Annotated in this window: 25 protein-coding genes and 1 pseudogene; 6 read left to right on the top strand and 20 right to left on the bottom strand. The window is 61.5% G+C overall.

The annotated features are described in order from the left end of the window. Positions 1 to 14: 14 nt before the first annotated feature. Positions 15 to 1805 carry an L-fucose isomerase gene (locus PQG80_RS22805; protein WP_271753959.1) on the bottom strand — a complete coding sequence of 597 codons (1791 nt, stop codon included), beginning with the start codon at positions 1803 to 1805 and terminating at the stop codon, positions 15 to 17. A gap of 136 nt (positions 1806 to 1941) precedes the next feature. Between PQG80_RS22805 and PQG80_RS22810 the strand changes: the two genes are divergently transcribed. Continuing rightward, on the top strand, positions 1942 to 2952 hold the full coding sequence (locus tag PQG80_RS22810; protein WP_271753985.1) for a LacI family DNA-binding transcriptional regulator: 1011 nt from the start codon (positions 1942 to 1944) through the stop codon (positions 2950 to 2952). A gap of 265 nt (positions 2953 to 3217) precedes the next feature. Here PQG80_RS22810 and PQG80_RS28905 read toward each other — a convergent pair whose 3' ends face one another. From PQG80_RS28905 to PQG80_RS22835, 6 genes are all read right to left on the bottom strand, one after another. Then, entirely contained in the window at positions 3218 to 3523 is a 306-nt protein-coding gene (locus PQG80_RS28905) for a hypothetical protein (protein ID WP_432432797.1), read from the bottom strand. 210 nt (positions 3524 to 3733) lie between these two features. Beyond that, positions 3734 to 4210 (bottom strand): hypothetical protein, encoded by a 477-nt coding sequence (locus PQG80_RS22820; RefSeq protein ID WP_271753960.1) that lies wholly within the window; start codon positions 4208 to 4210, stop codon positions 3734 to 3736. Between the two features lie 106 nt (positions 4211 to 4316). Further along, positions 4317 to 4742: a zinc ribbon domain-containing protein gene (locus tag PQG80_RS22825; protein ID WP_271753961.1), complete on the bottom strand. Its 426-nt coding sequence runs from the start codon at positions 4740 to 4742 to the stop codon at positions 4317 to 4319. A 6-nt stretch (positions 4743 to 4748) separates the two neighbouring features. Further along, positions 4749 to 5186 (bottom strand): metallophosphoesterase family protein, encoded by a 438-nt coding sequence (locus tag PQG80_RS28870; RefSeq protein WP_334219842.1) that lies wholly within the window; start codon positions 5184 to 5186, stop codon positions 4749 to 4751. Then, the gene (locus tag PQG80_RS28875) at positions 5183 to 5905 is read right to left on the bottom strand and encodes a metallophosphoesterase (protein ID WP_334219843.1); all 723 of its coding nucleotides are present in this window, start codon (positions 5903 to 5905) and stop codon (positions 5183 to 5185) included. Before PQG80_RS28875 ends, PQG80_RS28870 begins: the two co-directional genes overlap by 4 nt. Further along, positions 5902 to 8049 (bottom strand): HelD family protein, encoded by a 2148-nt coding sequence (locus tag PQG80_RS22835; protein WP_271753962.1) that lies wholly within the window; start codon positions 8047 to 8049, stop codon positions 5902 to 5904. The genes PQG80_RS28875 and PQG80_RS22835 overlap by 4 nt, the downstream gene beginning before the upstream one ends. A gap of 103 nt (positions 8050 to 8152) precedes the next feature. Between PQG80_RS22835 and PQG80_RS22840 the strand changes: the two genes are divergently transcribed. Then, positions 8153 to 8581, top strand: a complete 429-nt coding sequence (locus tag PQG80_RS22840) for a universal stress protein (protein ID WP_271753963.1) — start codon at positions 8153 to 8155, stop codon at positions 8579 to 8581. Positions 8582 to 8839: 258 nt separating this feature from the next. Here PQG80_RS22840 and PQG80_RS22845 read toward each other — a convergent pair whose 3' ends face one another. Continuing rightward, positions 8840 to 9109, bottom strand: coding sequence for a hypothetical protein (locus PQG80_RS22845; protein WP_271753964.1), 270 nt, complete (start codon positions 9107 to 9109; stop codon positions 8840 to 8842). A 278-nt stretch (positions 9110 to 9387) separates the two neighbouring features. Here PQG80_RS22845 and PQG80_RS22850 point away from each other — a divergent pair, with 278 nt between their 5' ends. Then, a complete protein-coding gene (locus tag PQG80_RS22850; protein WP_271753965.1) occupies positions 9388 to 9879 on the top strand; it encodes a C40 family peptidase in 492 nt (163 codons plus the stop codon). 37 nt (positions 9880 to 9916) lie between these two features. On the opposite strand, the gene PQG80_RS22855 is transcribed toward PQG80_RS22850, so the two are convergent. From PQG80_RS22855 to PQG80_RS22890, 8 genes are all read right to left on the bottom strand, one after another. Beyond that, positions 9917 to 11050, bottom strand: coding sequence for a Ger(x)C family spore germination protein (locus tag PQG80_RS22855; RefSeq protein ID WP_271753967.1), 1134 nt, complete (start codon positions 11048 to 11050; stop codon positions 9917 to 9919). Then, positions 11047 to 12456, bottom strand: coding sequence for a spore germination protein (locus PQG80_RS22860; RefSeq protein ID WP_271753968.1), 1410 nt, complete (start codon positions 12454 to 12456; stop codon positions 11047 to 11049). The genes PQG80_RS22855 and PQG80_RS22860 overlap by 4 nt, the downstream gene beginning before the upstream one ends. Then, entirely contained in the window at positions 12440 to 13537 is a 1098-nt protein-coding gene (locus tag PQG80_RS22865) for a GerAB/ArcD/ProY family transporter (RefSeq protein ID WP_271753969.1), read from the bottom strand. Before PQG80_RS22865 ends, PQG80_RS22860 begins: the two co-directional genes overlap by 17 nt. 59 nt (positions 13538 to 13596) lie before the next feature. After that, positions 13597 to 14658 (bottom strand): CobW family GTP-binding protein, encoded by a 1062-nt coding sequence (locus PQG80_RS22870; RefSeq protein ID WP_271753970.1) that lies wholly within the window; start codon positions 14656 to 14658, stop codon positions 13597 to 13599. An 80-nt stretch (positions 14659 to 14738) separates the two neighbouring features. Beyond that, entirely contained in the window at positions 14739 to 15413 is a 675-nt protein-coding gene (locus tag PQG80_RS22875) for an SOS response-associated peptidase (protein WP_271753971.1), read from the bottom strand. Positions 15414 to 15506: 93 nt separating this feature from the next. Beyond that, on the bottom strand, positions 15507 to 16418 hold the full coding sequence (locus PQG80_RS22880; RefSeq protein ID WP_271753972.1) for an aldo/keto reductase: 912 nt from the start codon (positions 16416 to 16418) through the stop codon (positions 15507 to 15509). 56 nt (positions 16419 to 16474) lie between these two features. Further along, entirely contained in the window at positions 16475 to 16792 is a 318-nt protein-coding gene (locus tag PQG80_RS22885) for a YbjQ family protein (protein ID WP_271753973.1), read from the bottom strand. Between the two features lie 96 nt (positions 16793 to 16888). After that, positions 16889 to 17410 (bottom strand): ADP-heptose synthase, encoded by a 522-nt coding sequence (locus PQG80_RS22890; RefSeq protein WP_271753974.1) that lies wholly within the window; start codon positions 17408 to 17410, stop codon positions 16889 to 16891. A 126-nt stretch (positions 17411 to 17536) separates the two neighbouring features. Between PQG80_RS22890 and PQG80_RS22895 the strand changes: the two genes are divergently transcribed. Continuing rightward, a complete protein-coding gene (locus PQG80_RS22895) occupies positions 17537 to 18496 on the top strand; it encodes a serine hydrolase domain-containing protein (protein ID WP_271753975.1) in 960 nt (319 codons plus the stop codon). Here PQG80_RS22895 and PQG80_RS22900 read toward each other — a convergent pair. The 3 genes from PQG80_RS22900 to PQG80_RS22910 all read right to left on the bottom strand — a co-directional run bounded on the left by PQG80_RS22900 (position 18484) and on the right by PQG80_RS22910 (position 20952). Beyond that, on the bottom strand, positions 18484 to 19236 hold the full coding sequence (locus PQG80_RS22900) for an SDR family NAD(P)-dependent oxidoreductase (protein ID WP_271753976.1): 753 nt from the start codon (positions 19234 to 19236) through the stop codon (positions 18484 to 18486). The genes PQG80_RS22895 and PQG80_RS22900 overlap by 13 nt on opposite strands. After that, a complete protein-coding gene (locus PQG80_RS22905) occupies positions 19233 to 19922 on the bottom strand; it encodes an MOSC domain-containing protein (protein ID WP_271753977.1) in 690 nt (229 codons plus the stop codon). Before PQG80_RS22905 ends, PQG80_RS22900 begins: the two co-directional genes overlap by 4 nt. Positions 19923 to 20223: 301 nt before the next feature. Then, on the bottom strand, positions 20224 to 20952 hold the full coding sequence (locus PQG80_RS22910) for a phosphonate ABC transporter ATP-binding protein (protein ID WP_271753978.1): 729 nt from the start codon (positions 20950 to 20952) through the stop codon (positions 20224 to 20226). Between the two features lie 243 nt (positions 20953 to 21195). Here PQG80_RS22910 and PQG80_RS22915 point away from each other — a divergent pair, with 243 nt between their 5' ends. Further along, a complete protein-coding gene (locus PQG80_RS22915; protein WP_271753979.1) occupies positions 21196 to 21330 on the top strand; it encodes a hypothetical protein in 135 nt (44 codons plus the stop codon). 335 nt (positions 21331 to 21665) lie between these two features. Next, complete coding sequence (locus tag PQG80_RS22920) at positions 21666 to 22406, top strand: HAD family hydrolase (protein ID WP_271753980.1); 741 nt, start codon at positions 21666 to 21668, stop codon at positions 22404 to 22406. Positions 22407 to 22419: 13 nt separating this feature from the next. Here the strand turns inward: PQG80_RS22920 and PQG80_RS22925 are convergent. Beyond that, positions 22420 to 23032, bottom strand: a pseudogene (locus PQG80_RS22925) (hypothetical protein); the annotation flags it as partial.

Here is a 23032-nt window from a genome sequence, read left to right on the forward strand (position 1 = left end):
TAACCTCCATTCATTTACTTGTAAAGCGGTCCGAAATTCGAGCAAGCCCTGAAATCCGCGCCCTCGATGCCGTCCGTGCCGAACAGGCCCCATGCCCGCGGACGGAAGACGCGTTCCTCGGCGACGTTGTGCATGCTTACCGGAATGCGCAGCATCGAAGCCAGCGTGATGAGATCGGCGCCGATATGGCCATAGCTGATGGAGCCGTGGTTCGCGCCCCAGTTGTCCATAACGTCGTAGACGGTACGGAATGCGCCATGGCCCGTCACGACCGGCGCGAACCAGGTCGTCGGCCAGGTCGGATCGGTACGCTTGTCGAGCGCGTCGTGCACCTCGGCAGGCAGCTCGACCGAGTAGCCTTCGGCGATCTGCAGCGTCGGGCCGATGCCCTTCACGTAGTTCAGGCGAGACATCGTCATCGGCATGCCGCCTTGCGTCAGGAAGTCGGACGAATAGCCGCCCCCACGGAAGTATTCCGCGGACGCCGGGCGCCAGCTCGTCGCGTCGAGACACTTTTGCGCCTCTTCGGGCGTGATCTCCCAGAAAGGCTTCATCGCAGGCTTGCCGTCCTTCGATTGCTCGCCGGTGCCGTCCATCGTAGCGGAGCCGGAATTGATGAGATGCAGCAGGCCGCCGGCCGCCGCGCCCGTCAGTTTGTGACCGGTAACTCTCTCGACCGAATCCGCTCCCCAGTAAGTCCGCACGTCCGCGAAGATCTGCGCCGTGTTGGTCAGCAGGTATCCCATCAGCATCGGAATGCCGTTCAGGCTGTCGTTCTCGGTGGCGACGATATAGGGCGAGCGGATGCCGTTCCAATCGAACGAGGAATTCAGGATCGTCTCGAGGAAGTCGCCGTTCGGGAAGTGGTCGGTCCACGCGCGCTGGCCCTGGAAGCCGGACACGATCGCGTTGTGCCCCATCGCTTCTTCGCCGAATCCGAGCTCCGCGAGACGCGGGTTGCCGATCATCAGGTCGCGGGCGATCTGCGTCATCTTGACGACGGTCTCCCAGTCCTTGTCCTTGTCCTCCCGGCTCTTCTGCAGGCGCTCGGGATTGTTGTCCGGGCCTTCCTTGCAGTTCTCCTTCACCCAGGCGAGCGCCTTCTCGAACTCCGCCGGATCGTAGATATCTTCTTCGATGCGGCGCACGAACTCGGACATATCCACGTACTCCGTTCGCATGCCGAGGTATTCCTGGAACAGTCCGTCGTTCACGATCGAGCCCGCGATCCCCATCGATACCGAGCCCATGGACAGATACGATTTGCCGCGCATGATCGCGACCGCCAGTCCCGCGCGGGCGAATCCGATCAGCTTTTCGCGGACGTCCTCAGGCACGGTCGTGTCGCCCGAATCCTGTACTTGCTCGCCGTAGATGCCGAAAGCCGGCAGTCCCTTTTGCGCATAACCGGACAGTACCGCTGCCAGGTAGACGGCGCCCGGGCGCTCCGTGCCGTTGAATCCCCATACCGCCTTCGGCAGCGTCGGGTCCATGTCCATCGTCTCGGTGCCGTAACACCAGCAAGGCGTGACCGTGAGCGATACGCCTACGCCTGCCTTCGCGAACTTGTCCGCGGATGCGGCCGCCTCCGCGACGCCGCCGATGCAAGAGTCGGAGATGACGCACTCGACCGGTTCTCCGTTCGGATAACGCAGCGTGCTGCTGAGCAGCTCCGCGACCGCCTTGGCCATGTTCATCGTCTGGTCCTCGAGCGATTCGCGCACGCCCTTGCGCCTGCCGTCGATCGTCGGCCGGATCCCGATCTTGGGGAAGCCGCCGCGGAACCTGTAAGCGTTATCTGTCATGAATGATTCCTCCTTGAAAGCGATTAATATGTTACCGATAACTCTAAAGTAACAACGAAACGTCTTGCTGTCAATCCATTGCTTTTGTAAGATAGAGATTAAGTAAATGGAGGCAGGACGAAAGGATTGGACGAGCATGGTCACGATCTACGATATCGCGGAGAAGGCCGGCGTCTCGGCGATGACCGTATCCAGAGTTATCAATAACACGGGGAGAATCAGCGATAAGACGCGGGCGAAGGTCAAGCGCGTCATGGACGAGCTCGGCTACGTGCCGAACCAGATGGCGCGCAGTCTCGTGCTGCAGGAGACCCGGCTTTTGTTTCTCATCATTACCGACATCACGAACCCTTTTTATACGACCCTGGCGCGCGGCGCCGAGGATGCGGCGAGAAAGCGCGGCTACAGGCTGTTGTTCGGCAATACGGACGAGGACCCGGAAAAGGAAAACGATTATATCGACGCGGTGCTTAAAACGCGTGCGGACGGCGTTCTGCTGGCTCCGGCCGGCGATGCGTCCCTGCCCCACCTCGAAATGCTGCGGCGGCACAACGTTCCGTTCGTGCTGCTCGACCGCGAGGTGCCCGGCGCGGAGAGCGACGTCGTGCTCGGCGACAGCAAGGAAGGCGCGCGCCAGCTGGTCAAGCAGCTCGTCGGCGCGGGGCACCGGCGCATCGCGCTGATCAACGGCTCGCGCACGATCTCGAGCGCGCGCGAGCGGCTAGAGGGATACCGCGAGGCGCTGAAGCTGAACGACCTCGCCTACGACGAAGCGCTCGTGCTGGAGACGAGCTTCGGCCCGCGCAGCGACCTGACCGGGATCGAGGCTTGGCTGGACGGCATGCGCCCCCTCCCCACCGCCTTCGTCGCCGGCAACAACGTGTTGGCCGTCGAACTCATGCGTACGCTCCGGTCGAAGGGGCTGCGCGTGCCCGAGGACGTATCGCTCGTCTGCTTCGACGAGCTCGCTTCGTATGCCGAGATGGACCCGTTCCTCACGGTCATCTCCCAGCAGGCCTACCAGTTCGGCCATCTGGGCATGCAGATGCTGCTCGACCGGATACAATCCCCGGGCGATCCGGCCGGCAGGAGAAGAATCGTGCTCCCGGCGGAGCTCATCGTAAGACGTTCGGTCCGGCAGCTCTGATGCCCTCTCGTTCAGGCCTATGGCCGTCGATCAGTCGTCTCGAGAGCGGGAAGCACCCGCTCTCTCCGCCTCCGCAACTTGCGACCGCGCAAAAAGGGACGAAGCAGCTAACTAAGCTGCCTCGTCCCTTTTTGCGCCATGTATTTCACTTAAATCGAATATGCTTGATCTTCGTCATCAGCCGGTCCCGGCGCCGTTCGAGCCAGCCTCGCCGGTCAGGCGCGAGCGTCAGGCCGGACCTTGCGGCGATGCGCTCCACAACCTACTAGCACGTCAGCTCGTCGGTCGCGATATGAACGCCGAAGGCGTCGCCGTTCAAGCTGTTCAAGCATCGGTCGATCTGCCGCGCCGCCCAGGAGCGCTCTCCGTCCCACCTGCTCCGGAGCCGTCTCAGCAGCGTCTCCCTCGAAGCGATCAGCGCGCAATGGTCGACCCGGATGCCCGATTCGCGGAGGGCGCCGACGATCTCGCGCATATAGACCTCGCTCACGATCGTCATCGGAACGATGATCGGCCCCTCGTGACGCGGCTCGAGATAAGCGAGCATGTCCCGATTGATCGTTCGCCACATGGGATAGTCCTGAAAGTCGTTTCCATGCAAGCGAGCGGGCAAGCGGTCTCTAATGTAACAGCCGGTCTCCTCCGGATCGAAAACGAACGAACCCGGCAGGCGCCTGTGAAGCTCCTAGGCGGCCGTCGTCTTGCCCGATCCGAAGGCGCCGTTGATCCAGACGATCACGCGCATCCCCTCCCAGCAGCGGATGGTTCGGTCCACATGCGATTAAGCGCGGCGCTGTCCCCCGCTCCGCTTGCTCTTGCGCCGCCAGATCGCCGCGGCGGCGATGGCCGCGGCAGCGATGAGCAACGACCACAGCCAGTCGAGGCGCGCCATGGCTTCGCGCACGCCGCTTAGCTTGCTGTCGGCGTAGGTGCCTGTATAGACGGCCTTGACGTAATCGCCGCCTCCTGCGTCGACGGCGATCGCATCCTGCACGTCGATGCCGAGGATGCCCTTGAACGCCGTGCCTTTGGGGAGCGCATTGGAGAAGTTGCCCTTATAATCGGCTCCCTCTGTCTCGGCGAAGGTCGTGACCTTGCCGAGCTTCATGCCGAGCCGGTCAGCGGGTACCGATTCGTCCGTAATGGTGTATACATTGTCGTAATACACGATGAAACGAGTTGCCCAACTAGCCGAAGCTCCCTCGGGCGGTACTAGCAGCAATACGGCCGCAAGCAGCAGCAGAATCTTACGTGACATGAGTGCGGACTCCTTCGGATCGGTTTGGATAATAGAGGGAATGGATACCATCTTTTCATTTTAAAGCATAATGGTTCGGGAGAACAGCCCCGTCTGCCCTCCTCGTTCAGCCGCCGAACAAAACGTCGAGCGCGGAGCCGAGCTTCCCGGGCTTGCGGCCAAGCAACACCTCCGGGTCGAAGATCTCGACGGAGCCGCAGCGCTCGCAGGACACGAACAAATAATGGTTGTGTTGAATGTCGAATAGCTTGCTGAGCCCCGCGCCGGTCATCGCGATTTCCTTGGCCAGCCCGCCATGATGCCCGCATTTGCCGCAGACAAAGCGATCCTCGAGCTGCGCGACCAAGTCCCGTACCCCGACTGCCCCGCCGTCGCCCGAATCCTGGACCGCGCCGTTTTCAACCGGGACGCCGTTAACAGACGGCGCCTCCTCCTCGAAGTCATCCTCCGTCACCTCGTACAACCGTCGCTTGCAGCTTGGACACCTACCGCCCGCCTGCTCGATCTCGGCCTGACAATAAGGACATTCCACCTTGCTTCACGCTCCCCCGCCGAATGTTACGGACAGATGCACGATCTCGCTGCGGCTCGCCAGGCGGACCGGCGGTCCCCATGTGCCGAAGCCCGACGAGACGATCGCATGCATTTTGCCTTTGCGCAAATAACCCCAGTCGAGCTCGAACAACCTGCGGGTGACCCAGTGGTTCGGCGCGAATTGGCCGCGATGCGTGTGCCCGGATACGATGATGTCGACCCCCGCTTCGGCCGCGGCCGCATAACCGTATGGCTGATGGTCCATCAGTACGACCGGCAGCGCGGGATCCAGCCCTTCCAGCAGCTCCGCCACCGGCTGGCGCCCGTCCGGATCCATCGACTCCGCCGTCTTGTCCTTGCGGCCTACGACATGCAGAACGCCGTCCGGCGTTACCCGTTCGTCGCGCAGCACCGGGATGCCTAGCGCCGCCATGCGGGTCACGTATTCCTCGATGTGCCCGCCGTAGTACTCGTGTGATTGCCGAGCACGGCGTATACGCCCAGCGGCGCGGACAGCCGCCCGAGACGCTCGGCCATCCGGTTGCGCACGAACGGCTCGATCACGTCGTCCAGCACGTCGCCCGCCAGCAGGATCAGATCGGGCTTGAGCTTCTCGACCCGCGGGAGCAGGCGATCCAGATGACGGTTGCCGACGATGTTGCCCAGGTGGAGGTCGCTCGCGAGCACGATGTCCAGCCGCCTGCGACCGCCCGCGTCTTTGGCGACGTTCAGCTCGTACTTGCGCACGATCGGCGTCCATGCGTTCCAGGTTCCCCAGGCGAACAGAATCAGCAGAAGGACGGCGACGACAGCGCCGACCGTCTCTACCGTACCCTTATAGCTGGCGCCCGATGCGTAGAACAGCCAGACCGCCAAGTCCGCGAGCGGCAGCAGCAGGACGGCGTATTCGAACAAGCCGATATAATACGCGCCGAACACCTTGAGCCCGCGGCCCGCCGGCTTCGGCAGGAATCGAAGACGGCCGATCAGATAACCGAGCGCGGCGAGCGCAAGCGCTGTCCAGAGCGCCCACGCGGGGAATGCCGGCAGCCAGCTGTCCAGCCATGTCTGGACGTTCCAGCCGATAAAGAAGTTCAATCCGAGATAGGCGGCGATGATCAGCGAAAACGTAACGACTGCCCGCAGGCCTCCTCTTCTCATCGGTCCGCCTCCTCTGCCGCGACGTCCGCAGTCAGGATGAGCGGCGTGGGCGCCTCTGCATAAAGCAGCTTCAGCCTGTGCAGCGCGCGCGTGCAGCCCACGTACAGCAGCTTGGCGTCCGCCGCCGCGTACTGCGCCTCGTCCGCGTCCGGGATCAGAACGGCATCGAACTCCAATCCCTTGGACAGATAGACCGGAGCCACCGTAACCCCGCCTTCGTAATTCTGATGCTTGGCCTCGAGCAGCGACGCGCGGATCCCGCGGGCCGTCAGCTCGGCATGTATGCGCGCGCAAGCGGCCGCGGTACGTCCGAGCACCGCGATGCTCTGCAGCTCGGGCTCCTCGCGCCAACTCTCGACGATCGAGGCGATCGAGGCGATCGCGCCGGCGCCTGGCGCATGCGAGGTCCGCTCGACCTCAACCGGCTGTCCGCTGCGGAAGACGGGCCGCGCCGGCTTGACACCGCCGCCCATGCCGCGCAGAATCCGGTTCGCGAACTCGATGATCTCGAGCGTCGACCGGTAGCTCCGGTCCAGCTCGTAATACGAGGTCTCGTCCGCCGGGAACAGCCCTCTGAGCTCCTCCCAGACCGTGATGCCCGCATAATCGTGTATGCCCTGCTGCAGGTCCCCCAGCACGGTCATCGAGGTAATCCGCTGGTGCTGTCTCAGCACCTGCAGCTGCGCAGGCGCATAATCCTGCGCCTCGTCGATGACGATATGATCGTAGGCGGGCACGGTCGAGCCGTGAAGCCTCAGATGGATGTGCACGAGCGCGGCCAGGTCTTCCCGGCCGAACAAGACGGCCGCCTTGCCCTTGGCTTTGCCTTTGCTTTTACCCTGGGCGGGCGCGGGCGCGCCCGAGCCCGATACGGCGTCTCCGTTCCCGCCAGCCGCATGCCAGCCGCCCGCGATATAGAAGGAAGATGCCGTATGCAGCGGCAGCTTCGCCGCATATGCCTTCCACCGGGCATTCGCCTTCTTGCGCACCTCCGCATCGCTCCATCTGGCTTTGCCGAGCTCGATCTCCATCCAGCGCTTCAGCCTGTTCAGCAGCCGCTCCCGCTTCTTCATGAGCGGATCGAGCGGATTCTCCTCCGCGAACCAGGCGCGGATCTGCTCCGCGGGCAGCATGCGCCGATCGTCCGGGGAGAACGGCTCGTCCGGGATCAGGCTCCGTTCCAGCGCGCCGAGCGCCTCGTCGATCTCGGCCAGGAAGCCGAGGCTGCCCTTGAGCTTCGCCGGGGCGTCGGCACGGCTCACGGCCCCGCCTGCGTTCTCGAACCAATGCGCGAGCTCGTCGGCCGGTTCCTTCATGCGCAGGTCTTCGCCGATTCTCTCGATCGCCCAGTCCTCGAACGTCTGCTGGGCGATATCGCCGACCCCCAGCTCCGGCAGTACGCCGGAGATATAATTGAGGAACATCTTGCTCGGCGCGAGGATCATCATGCGCTCCGCCCTGACGCGGTCCTGATAACGGTAGAGCAAGTAAGCGAGGCGATGGAGCGCGACGGTCGTCTTCCCGCTGCCGGCGACCCCCTGGATGAACACCGCCTTGTTTTTCTCGGTACGGATGATCAGATCCTGCTCCTGCTGGATCGTCGAGACGATATCCCGGAGCTTGTTGTCCTTGCTCTCGCCGAGCTTGTGAAGCAGGAACTCGTCCCCCGCCGAGCCGCCCTGCTCGCCGCCTTCGGCATAGCTGTCCACGACGCGCTGCAGCTCGCCTTCCCGTACGAGCAGATTGCGCTTCAGGTGCACCGTGCCGGCTACCGGACCTTCGGGCGCTTCGTAAGCGACCTCGGGCGCGCCGCCCGAGAACGCGTAGAACAAACTCGATACGGGCGCCCGCCAATCCACGACCAGCACGCGGTGTCCGTCGCCTTCTCCCACGCCCGTCTTGCCGATGTAGAGCGGCAAAGGCTCGCTTCGGCCTTCCTCGCGGAAGTCCAGTCTACCGAAATACGGCTCCTTCTCGGAGGCCGCAAGCCTTTCCTTGCGCTCCTGCCTGATGGCGTCGAGGGTCTGCTCGGTATAGTCGTTGCCCGCGTACCGCGGTCCGATGCCGGAGATCTGACCCCGTATTTCCTCCTTGGTTCGCTCGAGTTTCACCGTTTCTTCACGGAATCGTTTGTCTTCTGACACGGATCGCATCCCCCTTCAAATTGATTACGGCAGATTAAGTATGGTTAAATAAAGGAAGATACTTGGCTAGTGCAAGTTTCAAAAACGGCGAGGGGGCATTTCGATGAGCTATACGAATATTCTGGTCGCATACGACGGTTCCAACTTGTCGCGCAAGGCACTCTCGCAGGCCGCCGCGCTGGCGGACAGCTATCAGGCCACGCTGACGGTGGTGCACGTGTACCAAGTGCCGCTCGTCAACAACGGCGACTTCATGGTCACGCTGCCTGCCGACTGGTCCCGGCAGTACATGGATCAGTCGTTCAAGGTACTCGAGGAAGCCAAGACGCTCGTACCCGCCACGGTAAAGGCCGAGTTCAAGCTGATCGACGGCGATCCGGCCGGCACGATCCTCGACTATGCGGGAGACAACGGCGTAGACCTGATCGTACTCGGCAGCCGCGGACTCGGCGGCATTCGCGAGTTCGTGCTGGGCAGCGTCAGCCACAACGTCATGCAGCATGCCAAGGCGCCGGTGCTGATCGTCAAGTAAGCCTGCGCTCCTCCGCGGCCGCGAGGCCAACGACAAAAATCGGTCTCTTCCCGGCAGGGAAGGGACCGATGTCTTTATGGGGCCGTATGCAAGCTGACTGAGAAGGTCTGCCCTATAATATATCCTATATCGTTAGCCATGTAAAATTTGAGAACGCCGGCAAAGCTGCCCCGCAATTCGCTTCCGTTACTTCTATATAAGAATAGGAGCATAAGACTATGAGCGGCTCTTATGCGCGCATGACCGCAAACGCGGCTATTAAGCTTGCTCCATCGCTTCGACCGCGGCATCGATCAGGCGCTCGTACAGCTCGTCGTTCGACTCGATCTCCGCGTCCACCGCATCGATCTGCTCCTCGCTGCCCGAGCTGCCCGCGAACATCAGCGAATAACTCCACTCCCTGCCCTTGTCGCTCTGCAGCGCCATCTCGTAAGCCGCATCGTGCCCTTCGACCTCGAATACGACCTTTCCTACATATCCGTTGACCTCGTCCTTCGTCATTGCCGCCTCGCGAATGGTTACGTTCATGCCGATTCTCCCTTGTTGGTCATTCTCGCGGCATAGCCGCGGATACTTGCCCCATTTTAACGTTTTCAAAACCAATTTTGCAAAAAAACACGCACTTCCGGCATTTGTCCAGTTGTCCAGAATTAATATTTTCTTAACTGTTTTTCATATTTTCGGCCAAACGGCGTCCCGTCGCGCTTTTCGCCGCTTAGAGGGAAATGGAGGGAAAAATTCGTCTGGTATATTGATTCTATCAGCAAGCGCAGCATGACTACAACATCATTGGGGGAATCGCTACCATGGCAACAACCAACACACTTAAAAAGCTGATGGCGTCGGCCGTCGCATTGACCGTTCTGTTCGGGGGCGCGGCAGCCGCACTGCCGGCCAAGACGGCAAGCGCGGCAGAGGCGACCGTCACCGCAAGCTCCAAGGCAAGCAGCATCGTCGCCCTCGGCAAAAGGTACCTGGGCGTCAGATACAAGTTCGGCGCAAAAACCGGCAACACCAGCTCTTTCGATTGCTCCTCGTTCACGCAATATTTGTTCCGCAAGTACGGCGTATCCCTGCCCCGAGAGTCCAAGGCGCAGTCCAAGGCGGGCAGATATGTGTCCAAGTCCAACCTCAAGCCGGGAGACCTCGTATTTTTCTACTCTCCGATCCACCACGTCGGCATCTACATCGGCGGCGGCAAGGTGATCCATACTTACGGCAAGCCGGGCGTCACGATCTCGAGCATCAACTCCGGCTGGTGGAAGAACCACTACACGACCGCGCGTCGCGTCCTGTAGCCTTAGCCTTTTACCCTTGCGCCGCCCTTCGGGGCGGCTATTTTAGTTTGAGCTTGCCCGTATTTTTGATACGCAAGCTGACCTTGATATCGCACGGCAGCGAGTAGAAGTTTTCGCCGGACGCCTTCATTTTTTTCCAATCCCGGACATGGCTTCTGTATATGACGTTCTCCAGATTCAAGAGGTCCGCCTGCTTGGCTTTGGAAGCGCCGAGCGTCGTATCGACCTCCTCGCGGATGACCGCAGTCGCCCATTTGCGCAGCTGTTCTTCGTCCGCCTTTACGTGAAGCTCATTAATATACGCCTCCACATTCAGCTCGATCGCGAATCGTCCCCGGTCTCCGCGTTTCACGAATCGGATCCGGTAGTCGTTGTCCGATACGACCAATACTCCCGCCATCCGTCCCCGGTCATCCCTCAACACCAGGTAAGACCCCTCCGGATTCGAATAAAACCATCGCGAGCCCTTCAATTCCGTCTCGTCCGCGTACTTGGATTTTACGTGCGCTCCCACGGTATAGGCGCCTGTGTAATATAAGTAATTCGGCTTTTTGCCGCCATGCTGCCAGCTTGTACGGTCCAGCGCCAGATTCGGCAGCAGCGACGTCCGGCTCTCATCGTAGTACTCCCTGACGAGCGTCTGCATGCTTTGAGGAGGATGAGGCGGCTTGGCAGGACCTTTAATCTGATGCCGATATAGAAAGGTATACATAGGCGAGTTGAAGAAGGTATCCGATTGGAGGACGTCCTGAATCGGCTCCGACGTCGCCATGATATCGATGTTGTACCGGACCGTCCGGCTGCGGTTCATGCTGTCCATGATCTCCCCGAGCTTGGGGAGCGCTCTGTCACGAACGACGATCGTCATCAGATGTTCGAGGGATGGCAGCAGCTGCGTGCTCTTGTAAATGTTCTCTAGCGCGAGGTGAACCGATTCCCCTTCTCCCTTGCCCACGTAGGTCGGGAATGCCTTGGAATTCGATCCCTCGGTCTTGGCGACATCCGAGAGCGTGATCAACGTCGCTTCGACGACGAACTGCTCTTTGTTCGCGAGATAATCGATGCCGATGGCAGTGAAATAACTCGTCTCCTGAATGGAATGCTCATCCCAGCACGAAGTGAGCAGACATGCGCACATTGCTGGGATCAGGATCGCCTTAAAACGCTTCACCTCGCGCCCCTCCGTTTCGTTCCCGAGGGACTGAGCTTGTTGCCTAAATTCGCCGTAGGCGGCTTGAGGTAACCGTTGGCCGCCCGTTTCCATTCGTATGGCGCCGCGGGCTTCAGATACGGAATGCCGAAGGAGCGGAGCGATACGAGATAGAGCAGAATGGCGAAGGAGCCGATGAAAAAGCCGAACATGCCGAGAACCGACGACAAAATCAAGATAAAAAAGCGCATTAAACTAACCGAGCCGAGCAGGGTCTGGTTAACGAGCGTAAATGAAGAAACGTTCGTAATCGCGCTCGCGACCAGCATCGTAGGCGAAGTCAGCCCCGCGCGGATCGCCGCGTCTCCGACGATGATGCCGCCCACGACGGCGACCGTCTGGCCCACGGCTCTCGGCAGGCGGACGCCGGCTTCGCGGAACAGCTCGAACATGAACAGCATGAAAAACATCTCGATCGCGGTCGACATCGGCAGCCCCATTCGCGAGACGACGATCGTGGACAGCAGCGGAAACGGAATCTGGTCGACATTGTATGCGGAGAGCGCCACCCAAAAGCCCGGCAGCGTCAACGTTACCACCAAACCGAGCAGACGAAGAAAACGCTCGAATGTCACGAAATAAAATGAATTGTGCAAATCCTCCGGCGACTTGAGCAGCTCGAATAGGTTGACGGGCGCCGTATAGACGAGCGGCAGGCCGTCGACCAAGATCGCCACCCTGCCCGTGAGCAGCGACTCTACGGCAAAGTCGGGCCTGCCGGAGTATCCGATCAGGGGAAACAAAGTTCTCGACCGGTCCGACAGCAGCTCCTCCACCTGAGCAGATCCGAGCACGATATCGGCCGATATCCGCTCAATGCGCTTGCGCGCCTCCTGAACCACGGCATCGTCTGCCACCGATTCCAGGTATAGCAGCGCGACATCCGTCTTGCTATCCTGCCCCGCCGTATACGACTCGATCTTGAGATCCGTGGTCTTCAGACGCCTGCGGATCAGCGTCCGATTGGTATGGAAGCTCTCGACAAAGCCGTCGCGCGGTCCCTTGACGGACATCTCGGCGCTCGACTCCTCGGGCGAGCGCTCCGGCATCGAAGCGATATCGTAAGCGTAAGCCTCCCCGGCGAGGAACAACAGGACCGTCCCCGCGAACAGGGTGGACACCATCCGCTCGCGCTCCTGTTCCGATTCGGTTCCGATCCGCGCGAGTCCGGCGATGCCGCCGAGTTCGTCCTCTCCGCCCAACCATCTGCCGAGCGCGGGCAGCAGCTGCTCCTTGTAGACGACGTTATCGATCATTCCGGCCGTATAAGCCAGCGTTGCCGAACGGCCGCCAACCTCTAGCCTCTCGATGCGCACGTCCTCGCAGCCGCGCAGACGGTCGTCTAGCCATTTATGCCCCGTTCGCATCGGCAGAGCTCCCCTTCCCCCGTTTCGTCAAGGACAACGCCCACACGTACAGTGTAAGTCCCGCCATGGCGATGAGCACGACCGGCCGCATCGCAGCGTAAAAAGCGTATTGCTTGTCGTCGCCAAACGGATATACGCACAGGATCACGAGCAGCACGCTGAACAAAGCGAGCGCGCCTGCCCTCTTTTTGAGGGAGCGCACGCCGATCAGGTCTAAAATAAGGCAAAGCGATACTGTCGTCCTCACAAAGGCGCCGCTGATCCACTGGAAAATCGCAAAAAAATCCAAATGCTCGATATACCGTCCGATGGTCAACAGTCTCCACTGCGAAAAAGCCGGGAAACGCATATTGGCGGATTCGCGTACGCCGAATTCGGCGATCGCCGCGACGGCCGGACCGGTCGCCAGCATCACGATGAACAAGCCCGTCGCGTAAACGTGGATCGCTCTGAACGGCTTGGTCGCGTAGCCCTGCAGCAGAACGAATACGAACAGCTCCGCCATGCCGCTGGCGGCCGTGACCGTTCCTTGCAGGACGGGCGACATGCCGTGCTCAAGGACGGGCAGCAGCTGCGCGTAATCTTTGCGGTGGGCATTGCCGACCGCCACGAATACGCCGAGAAAGGAGACCGCCGGAAAAACGATACACGATATATAGATGACGGAGTGCATGCCAATCAGCGCAGAGAAGGCGCAGAGGAGGACGAAAATAAGCGAGGTCGCGAGCGGGGGCGTCTCGGGCAGATAAGTGCCGTTGGTCCATGTGAGCATATCCACGCTGGTGGCGGCCGCCTCCAGCCCCAGGAACGCGCACACGACGGCGAGTACCGCGATTTGCGACAGGCGGCCGCTTTTTTCCTTTAACCAGACCGGAAAAGCCCGGAGACCGATCGCTCGAAGCGACGCGCATAGCGGGATGAAAGCGAACATCAGTCCGACGGCCGCGATCACGATGGATATCCAGGCGTCCCGTCCCGCTTCTTCGAGCAGCAGAGGCATGATGACGACGTGATTGATCAGTCCGACGGACAGCAGGATGACGGTGATCACCGAGATCCGTCCGGCGCGCATGATGGGCATCTCCGGCACTTCCTTTCCTGGCTGTTACCATGTCCAGGAAGGGATCGATTTATGTAATTTCAATCCAAATCCGGTTGCCCGAGACGCGACAACTTATGCCGCAGCTCCGTCTCGCTGAAGTCCTCGCCGATCAGCACGACGACGTCGGGAACGGGCTTCTGCGGCGTGATCGGCAAGAAGTCGGACTCCCGGTAAGCGTATTGAAACAAGTAGCGGCTGCGCGTATCCGTGAAGGTGACGATGCCCTTGGCGCGATACACGGATGCGGGCAGCTCGGCCAGAAACCGCTCGAAATCCTCGCTCAAAACCGGCTTGGCCGGATAATGCGTCAGGACATGTACGTGATCGTGAAGGCGCGGCCTTCCATGATCATGCTCGCGGCGGTCCTGGTTGGCACGGTACTCGCGCGATTCGCGGACATCATCGGCCGCATGTAGGTCGTGGTGATCATGACTGTCAGGGCGAGTCCGCTCCGTTCGCTGTCCGACTCCGGGCAGAAGCGTCATCAGATCGGTCTCCGTCTCGCCCTTAACCGCGTCCGCGAGCACGGCGGACGGGTTCCACTCGCGCAGCTGCGCCCTCACCTCGTCCGCCTCTCCCGGGCCGACGAGGTCCGTCTTGCTGAGCAGGAGCAGCGAAGCCCCGCGGATCTGCTCCCGCATGAGACGCAGCGTCTTGCCGGCGCCCAGCCGGAGCCGGTCGAGCAGATGCCGCGCGTCGACGACGGTGATCAGCCCGCGCAGCTCCAGCTTCTCATACATGGACACCTCCGTCACGGCGTCCATCGTCTCGAGCGGCTGGGCCACGCCGGTGGACTCGATCCAGATGACGTCCGGACGATGGTCCTGCGCAAGCTGCAGCAGCGATGCGCCGAGATCGTTTTTAACCGAACAGCAGATGCAGCCGCCGAGCAGCTCGGCCATCGGCACGTCCGCCGAGACGAGCTCGCCGTCCAGGTTGAATTCGCCGGCTTCGTTCATGAGCACCGCCGTCCGCCATCCTCTTACCCTTGAGCCCTCCAGCAGCTTTTGCAGCAGCGTCGTTTTGCCGCTCCCGAGGTAGCCGGACAGCACGTACACTTGAATGGGCCGATCGTGATTTTCGTTCGTTATCGCGGTCATCGCGGTTCCTCTCCTCGCCGATAAATAGATCGACCCTCCGGCGCAGCTGCGCGCGGAGGGCCTCATAGACACGTTGCTTCCTACTCCCGGATGGCGGAGTAAAAATTGCGGATCGGCTCGACGCACTCCGGCGTTTCGCGTTCCCGCTCGTTCACGTACGCGCCGACGGGATACATCATCATCTCGCCGGATTCAAGCCCTCTAATCTTGCTCCGTACGCCGCGGTACTCCGTATTGGTCTCGTTCAGCCATTCGTCGATGCCGTCGTCGTCCAGAATCGCAGGCATCCGGTCCGAATAAGGGCCGACCATCTCATTGGGCATCGTCGTCAGCATCGTGTAGGCGCGGATATCGCCACCCTCGACGCGCGGCCACACCTCGTAGAATCCGGGGACGGCGAACGTTCCTCTTCCCTTCAGGACGAAGTGGATCGGCTGCTTGGCCCTCCCCTTGGTCTCCCAGCCATAAAAGCCGCTGACGGGGATGACGCAGCGCTGCTTGTTGGTCATGCGCTTAAAGATCGCGCGGTCGCCGATGCCCAGTCCGTCGGCGTTGACCGCGTCGCGCGACCAGTAGGGCATGAGTCCCCATCGCAGCGATTCGAGCTTGCGCTCGCGCTGCTCTTCGACGATGACGGCGGCGTACTGGGTCGGGGCGACATTGTATCTAGGCCGGTAAGGACCGACCACCTGATCGATCCGGAAACGTTCGGTGAGCTCGGGCAGATCCGCGGCAAGCGAGAATCTTTGGCACATAGGGGGCACCGCCTTCTTGGTTTTCCCCCCAGTATTTGCTTGAAGGCGCCTCTTCTATTCGCGCTAGACGCAAACTGACCGCGCAGCCCGTCGTCAGACGTCCTGCGGGTGCCCCGCCTGCACGAGCGACACCGCAGCCGCGTTGGCTTCGACCTGGGCGACGTCCTTGCAGCCCGGGATGACGGCCGTGACGGCGGGATGCCGCAGGCACCAGGCGAGCGCCCACGAGGCCATGTCGACGCCCTCGGGCACCTCGGCGCGGCGGATCTCCTCCGCCTCGCGCAGCAGCTGGTCCGTCTCCTCGCGATCCCGGCGGGAGCGCACGTCCGTGCCGGAGAACTCGGCGCCCGGCTTGTACTTGCCGCTCAGGAAGCCGCTGGCGAGCGGCACCCGCGCGAGCACGCCGAGACCCTGCGCTTCGCAGGATGGGAATACTTCCTCCTCGGGCGCCCGGTCGAGCCGGTTGTAGACGACCTGAATCGCCTGTGCGCCTACCTCCGTCGCTTTAGACGTCTGGTGGACGTTGCGGTTCGAACCGATGGAGATGCCCAGGTGGCGGATCTTGCCGGCTTCGACCTGCCGGCCGAGCGCCTCCCACAGCCCGTCTCTGTCGAACTCGGCGTCCGGTCCCGAATGGAACTGGTAGAGATCGACATAATCGGTCTGAAGCGCCTTCAGGGATGCGTCCAGTTGACGCACGACGTCCTGCGGATCGTAGACGTCCGTCCGGCTGAACGGACCGTGGAAATGATGGCCGAACTTCGTCGCCAGCACCCAGTCGGAGCGGCGGCCGCGAATGGCCGGACCGATCAGCGACTCGGACAGATGGTCTCCGTAGCATTCTGCCGTATCGATCAGGTTAATGCCGAGCTCGGCGGCTCTGCCGAGGATCGCGTCGGCCTCGCGCTGTTCGTAGCTTCTGCCCCACTCGCCCCCGAACTGCCAGGTGCCGACGCCGACCGCGGATACCTTAAGACCAGTCGTTCCCAACTTGCGATACAACACAGTGCCTTCCTCCGTTTCTAAGACAAATTAAGTTTAGACGCTTCCGATATTCAAAATCAGGATTCGACGGTAACGGCGGTACCGCTCACCGCCACCATAAGCATGCCTTCGCGTACGACCTCGTAGTCGATGTCGACGCCCACGATCGCGTTGGCGCCCATCCGCTTGGCCTGCTCGACCATCTCGGAGATGGCGATGTCGCGCGCCTGCTTCAGCTTGTTCTCGTAGGAGCCGGATCTGCCGCCGACGACGTCTGTGATCGATGCCATGAAATCGCGAAGGATGTTCGCGCCCATGATCGTCTCTCCGTTCACGATTCCGTAATAGGACGAAATTCTGTATCCTTCCACATTGGGCGTAGTCGTCACGAGCATGATGATTGCCTCCTTGAAGATATTGGGAACCGCCCTCATTCTATCATACCGGTCCCCCGCACAACAACGAGAGCCGCCGGCGATCGCCGGCAGCTCTCATGGGTTGAATTCGGTCGGCGCGGGACTCTCCTCCACCGCGAATTCGTAATCGTCGATATCGAATACCTGAACCGGAATCGCGTTTTGCACGACCTTGTCCTGGAATTCGATATGATCGGTCAAGATGGGGCTCTGCGCCCTAAGCGAGGTGAGCACGATCTCCGTCTCGATCGGGTCGAGCAGCTCCCCGTACTGCATGTTCTCCGCCGCATTGACGACGACGAGCGTTACCTTATCGTTGATCGGCAGCGGCGGACTCTCCCGCCACGGCGCGAGCAGCGACCGCTCCAGCTTCTTTTTATTGAACGGGTCCTCGAAGTACGCGATCATCTCGCCGATCTTGCCCCTGACGTGACGGTCGTCGTCCGGATCGGGCATCACCGGTTCGTCGCTGTCCTTCATATCGTACAATTCCATCACTGTCGAATACGGAATCCGGTATTCCACAGGCCGTTTCGGCAGAAGCAGCTGACCATATATGGCGATCATGACCGCCTCGATGACAAAACGCCTTTCCATTGTAGCCAGTCCCCCCTAGTAGCGGCAAAAAACATGAACGCGTAAGCATTGCTGTACATTATATCATAAATTCGCTTCAGACATGCCGGCGGCGGGTATAATAGGCGCACGCAAGGAGGCGAAGGCATGACATCGACTACGTCCAAGAGCAGGGCGGCCGACCTCGAAGGGCTGCTGCGCGCGGCCGGAGCCTGCAAGATCGATACCTGCCGCGTCTCGATCGGCAGCGGGAGAAGCGGATCGTCGCTGGATTACGCGCGCAGCGCAAAATCCGCGGAGCGTCTGCACAAGGTCAACTCGGTGACCAAAAGCGTGCTCTCGCTGCTCGTCGGCATCGGGCTCGGGCGGGGCGAATTCCCCCCGCTCGATACGCCGCTCGCAGGCTGCCTGTCTCGCGTGCCGGCGGCGCTGGGCCGGATAAGCCTGCATCATCTGCTCGCGATGACGGCCGGCATGGATTGGCCCGAGTGGGGCGCGTGGGGCGGCCGCCCGAATCCGATGTGCGAGTCGGACGACTGGGTCGCCTTCATCCTCGGCAGACGGACGAACGCGCATCCAGGCGCCGCCATGGCCTACAACTCCGGCTGCTCGCATCTGCTCAGCCTCGTCCTGCAGCGGGAGACCGGCATGACGGCCGAGGCGTATGCCGCCCGCCATCTGTTCGGCCCGCTCGGCATCGATGCCTGGCAGTGGCATACCGACCCGCAAGGCGTGTCGATCGGGGGCTTCGGCCTGGCGCTGCGCGGGGGCGATCTGTTCAAGCTCGGCCAGCTCTTGCTGTCCCGCGGCCGCTGGGGCGATCGCCAGATCGTACCGGCGGCCTGGATCGAGGCGTCGACCGCGCCGCGCCACCATACCTACGACTGGCTCGGCTCGTATGGCTATCATTGGTGGACGTTCACCGGAGGCGGCCGCGAGCCCGCGAAGCCGCATACCTACTACGCCATGGGCTATGGCGGGCAGTTTCTGTTCGTCATTCCCGAGCGGGAGACGGTCGTCTCGTTCACGAGCGATTTATACCGCGAACCATTAAGGCCGTTAAAGATCTTCGCGGAATACGTGGCGGGCGTGCCTTACGGCTCGTAGATCATCTTGCGGGTCATTCCGCCGTCCACGACGAGATTGGTCCCCGTGACGAAGCCTCCGTCGGGATCGGTCAAGTAGAAACAGGCCCTGACGACGTCCGCCGGCCTCCCGACCCGCCCGGCAGGATGCTGCTCGTGGTCGACGGGCCTCAGCGCGTCATAGTCGCCCGTCTCGATCCAGCCCGGGCTGACCGCGTTCACGGCGATGCCGTCCGGACCGAGCGACATCGCGAGCGCATGCGTCAGCGCCAGGATGCCGCCCTTGGAAGCCGCGTACGCCTCAGAGTTGGGCTCGGACTGCATGGCGCGCGTCGAGGCGACGTTCACGATGGCGCCGCCCCCCGTCCGCTTCATCGCCTTGGCCGCTTCGCGCCCGCACAGGAACGCGCCGCGAAGGTTAATACTCATGACGCGGTCCCACTCTTCCAGCGTCAGCTCGAGCGGCGACTTCCAGATGCCGATGCCCGCGTTGTGCACGAGCGCGTCGATGCGTCCCGTCCAGGCGGCTGCGCGCTCCACGATATGCTGCGCGGCTGCCGCTTCGGTCAGATCCGCCGCGAGATACAGGGCGGCGTAGCCTTCGTCCGTCAGCTCCGCGGCCAGCGCCTCCCCTCCCGCGCCTGGCACGTCCGATAGCGCGACCGACGCGCCCGCTTCGGCGTATGCCCGCGACAGATGACGCCCGATTCCGCCCGCGGCGCCCGTCACGATGACCGTGCGGCCTGCGTAACGCCCCGTCATCGCGACGCCTCCAGACGCGACACCCTGGCCGTCAGCGTATCCCGCCAGCTGTCGGCCAGCGCCTCGACCGCGAGCAGGCGCAGGATGCCGGGCCGGTCTTCCTTGCCACGGTGCATGACCGCATTGGCCTCATCGACCGTGACGCCCGCGGGATCGCGCGAGACGAGGACCAATTCGCCCGGCTGCACGACGCCGGGAGACAGCACGCGGAAGTAAAACCCGGATTTCCCCGTATCCCGAACCATCGCGGGCAGCTCGTCCGCGCCCCACTTCATCGCCAGCTTCCAGCAGGGAATTCGGGGCTGGCTGATCTGGAGCGCGACTTCGCCGATCTTGAAGACATCGCCGATGCACACTTCCGATTCGGCGACCTCGTCGATCGTGAAGTTCTCGCCGAACGCGCCGAATTCGAGCGTCTTGCCGAGCTTCTCCTCCCAAAACGCATAGTGGCGGTACGGGTATGCGCACACCGCCTTGTCCGGACCGCCATGGTTCACGGTATCCGCCTGCTCGTCGCCGGCGAGCCCCCCGGCATGAACGGTTACCGCTGCGGCGGACCTCTCCTTATAAATGCCGGATTTAGCCGGTTTTCCTTTGAATCGTCCTTCGCGGGCCGCGCCCACATTCACCGACAATAGCGGATAAGATCGATCGATCGCGGCGGGCCGCGCGGTCGGATCCGTCATCTGGCAGTACCTCCCCGGAGGATTCATTTATATCGTTCTCCACCGTTCGCGTCGCGGCGGGAACCGAATATTCCGCCAGCGTCCTCGCCATGCTAAACAGCTACGGGACATCGAAGCCCGGGACAGGAGCTGACGCGTACGATGGCCACATCCAAAAGAAGAAAAGAAAGCGCATGGAAGAGCCGCAAAGAGCGCTCCCAGATACGTCCGGCCCAAACGCCTGAAGACCGATCTGTTGCGCCTCGCGATTCGGAAAACGAACGTTAAACGGGAATGGAGACGGCTCTGTGCGGTAGGACGGTCAGGAAATCTGGTGTTTCTCGGATGCCGTGAGCCGTCTCCCCCGCACGGTCAGTACCGCTCTTCCGTCGTGCAGTCCCCAGATCTCGTCCGCGAACTTCTCGGCCAGTTCCAGCCTGTGAAGCGCGACGACGATAATCATGTTCTTGTCCTTGGCCTGCTGTTTCAGCATGCCCATAATGCTCTCTTGCGAGTGTGGATCGAGTCCCGTCACGGGCTCGTCCGCGAGCAGCACCTCGGCGCCGTGCGCGATCGCGCGCGCGATCGCCACGCGCTGGCGCTCGCCGCCGCTGAGCTTCTCCGCCGGCTGGTGCGCCCTGTCGATCAGACCGACGTTCTCCAGCGTCTCCATCGCGTCCATATAGTCGTCGCTCCGGACCATTCCCGTCATCCGGCGGAACCAGGAGACCTGGCCGATCGCGCCGATAATGACGTTCTTCAGCGCCGACTTTTTTTCGTACATCAGCGCCTTTTGTTCCAGATACGCGATCTTGCGCTTCAGGCGCAGCTTGGCGAGCATGCCGCCCGCGATCGCGTCCTTGCCGTCGATCCGCATTTCCCCGCTCGTCCACGGTTCCTTAAGCCCGAGACAGCGCAGGAGCATCGACTTGCCGCTGCCGCTCGCCCCTACGACCGCGTATAGTTTGCCGGGCTCCAGATGTCCATGGATGCCGTCCAGCACCTTTTTGCCTGTCGGCAGCTTGCGCGTGAGACCGATGATATGTATCATTCCCGTCCGATTGCCCCCTGACTTTCATTCCTGCCGTTTTTTCTAGTGTAAATCTTTACGGAACGGCTTTCCATACGAACAAACGTTTGGTATACTGGAAACAAGAACATACGTTCCAACAATTTCAGTCAAAGGTGGGATGATGGGATGGAGAACTGCGAACACCTCCGCTATTTGGAGCCTTCTAGGGGATCCCGGCCGTCACGAGATCTGACTTTCAAATTTTACGACAGCGGCCGTCTCGTGATCGTGGACAATGACAATGGGAATACAATGAACCCCCGCGAATTAAGCGGGGGCAGCTACGACTTCTACGTTAGGCAGCGGCTCGCCTTCATCAAGCGGGAGCTGAGGTCCAAGATCGAGAAATACGCCTGACGACGCCGTGTTGTCTTTGCATGTTCCTGACGGATGGTCAGGGAAGGTTCTTGTCGATACCGTTCAGGCTGGGCGGCAAGCGGGACATTTTGTCCAGCTTCGCCGCCTGGCTTTTTCCTCTACCTCCGGCCGTGACGCTTTTCGCTCCAAGTTTGGGTCCTTGATACGGCGGCATATCCATTTCACCTCCGACGGATGCAGGTTGTTCTAGCCTTCGCCTTAGGTTGCCCGCGCCGCTCATTTACAAACGTCCGAAGGTTAGACATAATAAATCCATGCCCGCCGCATGCCTAGCGCGCGGAGGGGAGCGGCAAGCTGACGAAGGAGCCACCCACATGAAGCAGAACATCCTCTTCGACCTGGACGACACTTTGATTCATTGCAACAAGTACTTTCATTTCGTTCAAGAACAGTTCGCGGACCTGATGACCACCTGGTTCGCCCCGCACGCCCTGACCAAGCAGGCCGTCCTGGCCAAGCACAGCGAGATCGATATCGCCGGCGTGCAGATCGTCGGGTTCAAGAGCGAGCATTTTCCGCAATCCTTCGTCGATACGTACCGTTACTATAGCGCGCTTTACGGACGCACCGAGTCCGCGGACGAGGAGTCGCTGCTCTGGAAGCTGGGTCTCAGCGTATTCGAGCAGGAGATCGAGCCGTACCCGCATATGAACGAGACGCTCGAGTCGCTGTCTGCCGAGGGCCACCGCCTTCACCTGTATACGGGCGGCGATCCCGTCATTCAGAAGCGCAAGATCGAGAAAGCGGGACTGGAACGTTTTTTCCACGACCGTATCTATATCCACATGCACAAAAACGTGGAGGCGCTTAAGGATATATTGCATATGCAGCGACTGCGGCTGGCCGACACGTGGATGGTCGGCAATTCCGTGCGGACGGACGTGCTCCCAGCGCTGTCATGCGGCCTGCACGCCATCTATCTCAAGCAGGAGCGCGAATGGGATTACAACGTGCTGCCCATCGACGCCAAGCCCAGCGGCGCGTTCCTGACGCTGTCCGCGCTCAGTCAGGTGCCGTCCGCGATCGGCGCGTATCTGTCCCAAGACCGATCATAAAGTCAGCGCCCGCTCACGGGCCCAGCACCCGTCTGAAGTTGAGGAATGCGGCTGCATCCGCCCCGCCGGCGCGGGCGACATGATGATAGAAGCCGTAGGGAAACTTGAACGCGTGGCCGAAGTCCCATTCATGCCGGCTGCGTGCCGGCGACCAGTACGCGCGCTCCGTAGGCAGCGCGTCGGCCGGCAGCGCGATCGCGAGCGGTTCTCGATCGACGGGAGACGCGAGCCGCAAGGGATCGCCGGGCCGCAGGTCGCGCGAGGCGCGTAGGACAACAACGAGCTTGAGCAGCGGGGTCAGCCCTCTTTCGAACAGATCAGCGTAGCCCAGCTCCTCGAGAGAGACGAGCGCGTGCGAAAAGGTCAGCATATGCCCGATCAGATCGTGATGGGCTTCGGCACGATAGAGGGTCTCGAACATGCCAAGCTCCCGGAGCGCTAGCCGGGACAGGTCGGCTCCGCTCTCGATCGGCCCGTAGCCGACCCAATCTTGACTTACGGACAGCGCTTTGACTTCCGAAGTCTTATAACCGATCCACGAACGGCCCGGTATCTTCCCCTCGAATGTCCGAATCAGCTCGGCGATACCGCCGATGTCCGCCTCCGTCCCCCACCCGCCCAGTTCC

Source organism: Cohnella rhizoplanae (genome assembly GCF_948329515.1).
GTDB classification, from domain to species: domain Bacteria; phylum Bacillota; class Bacilli; order Paenibacillales; family Paenibacillaceae; genus Cohnella; species Cohnella rhizoplanae.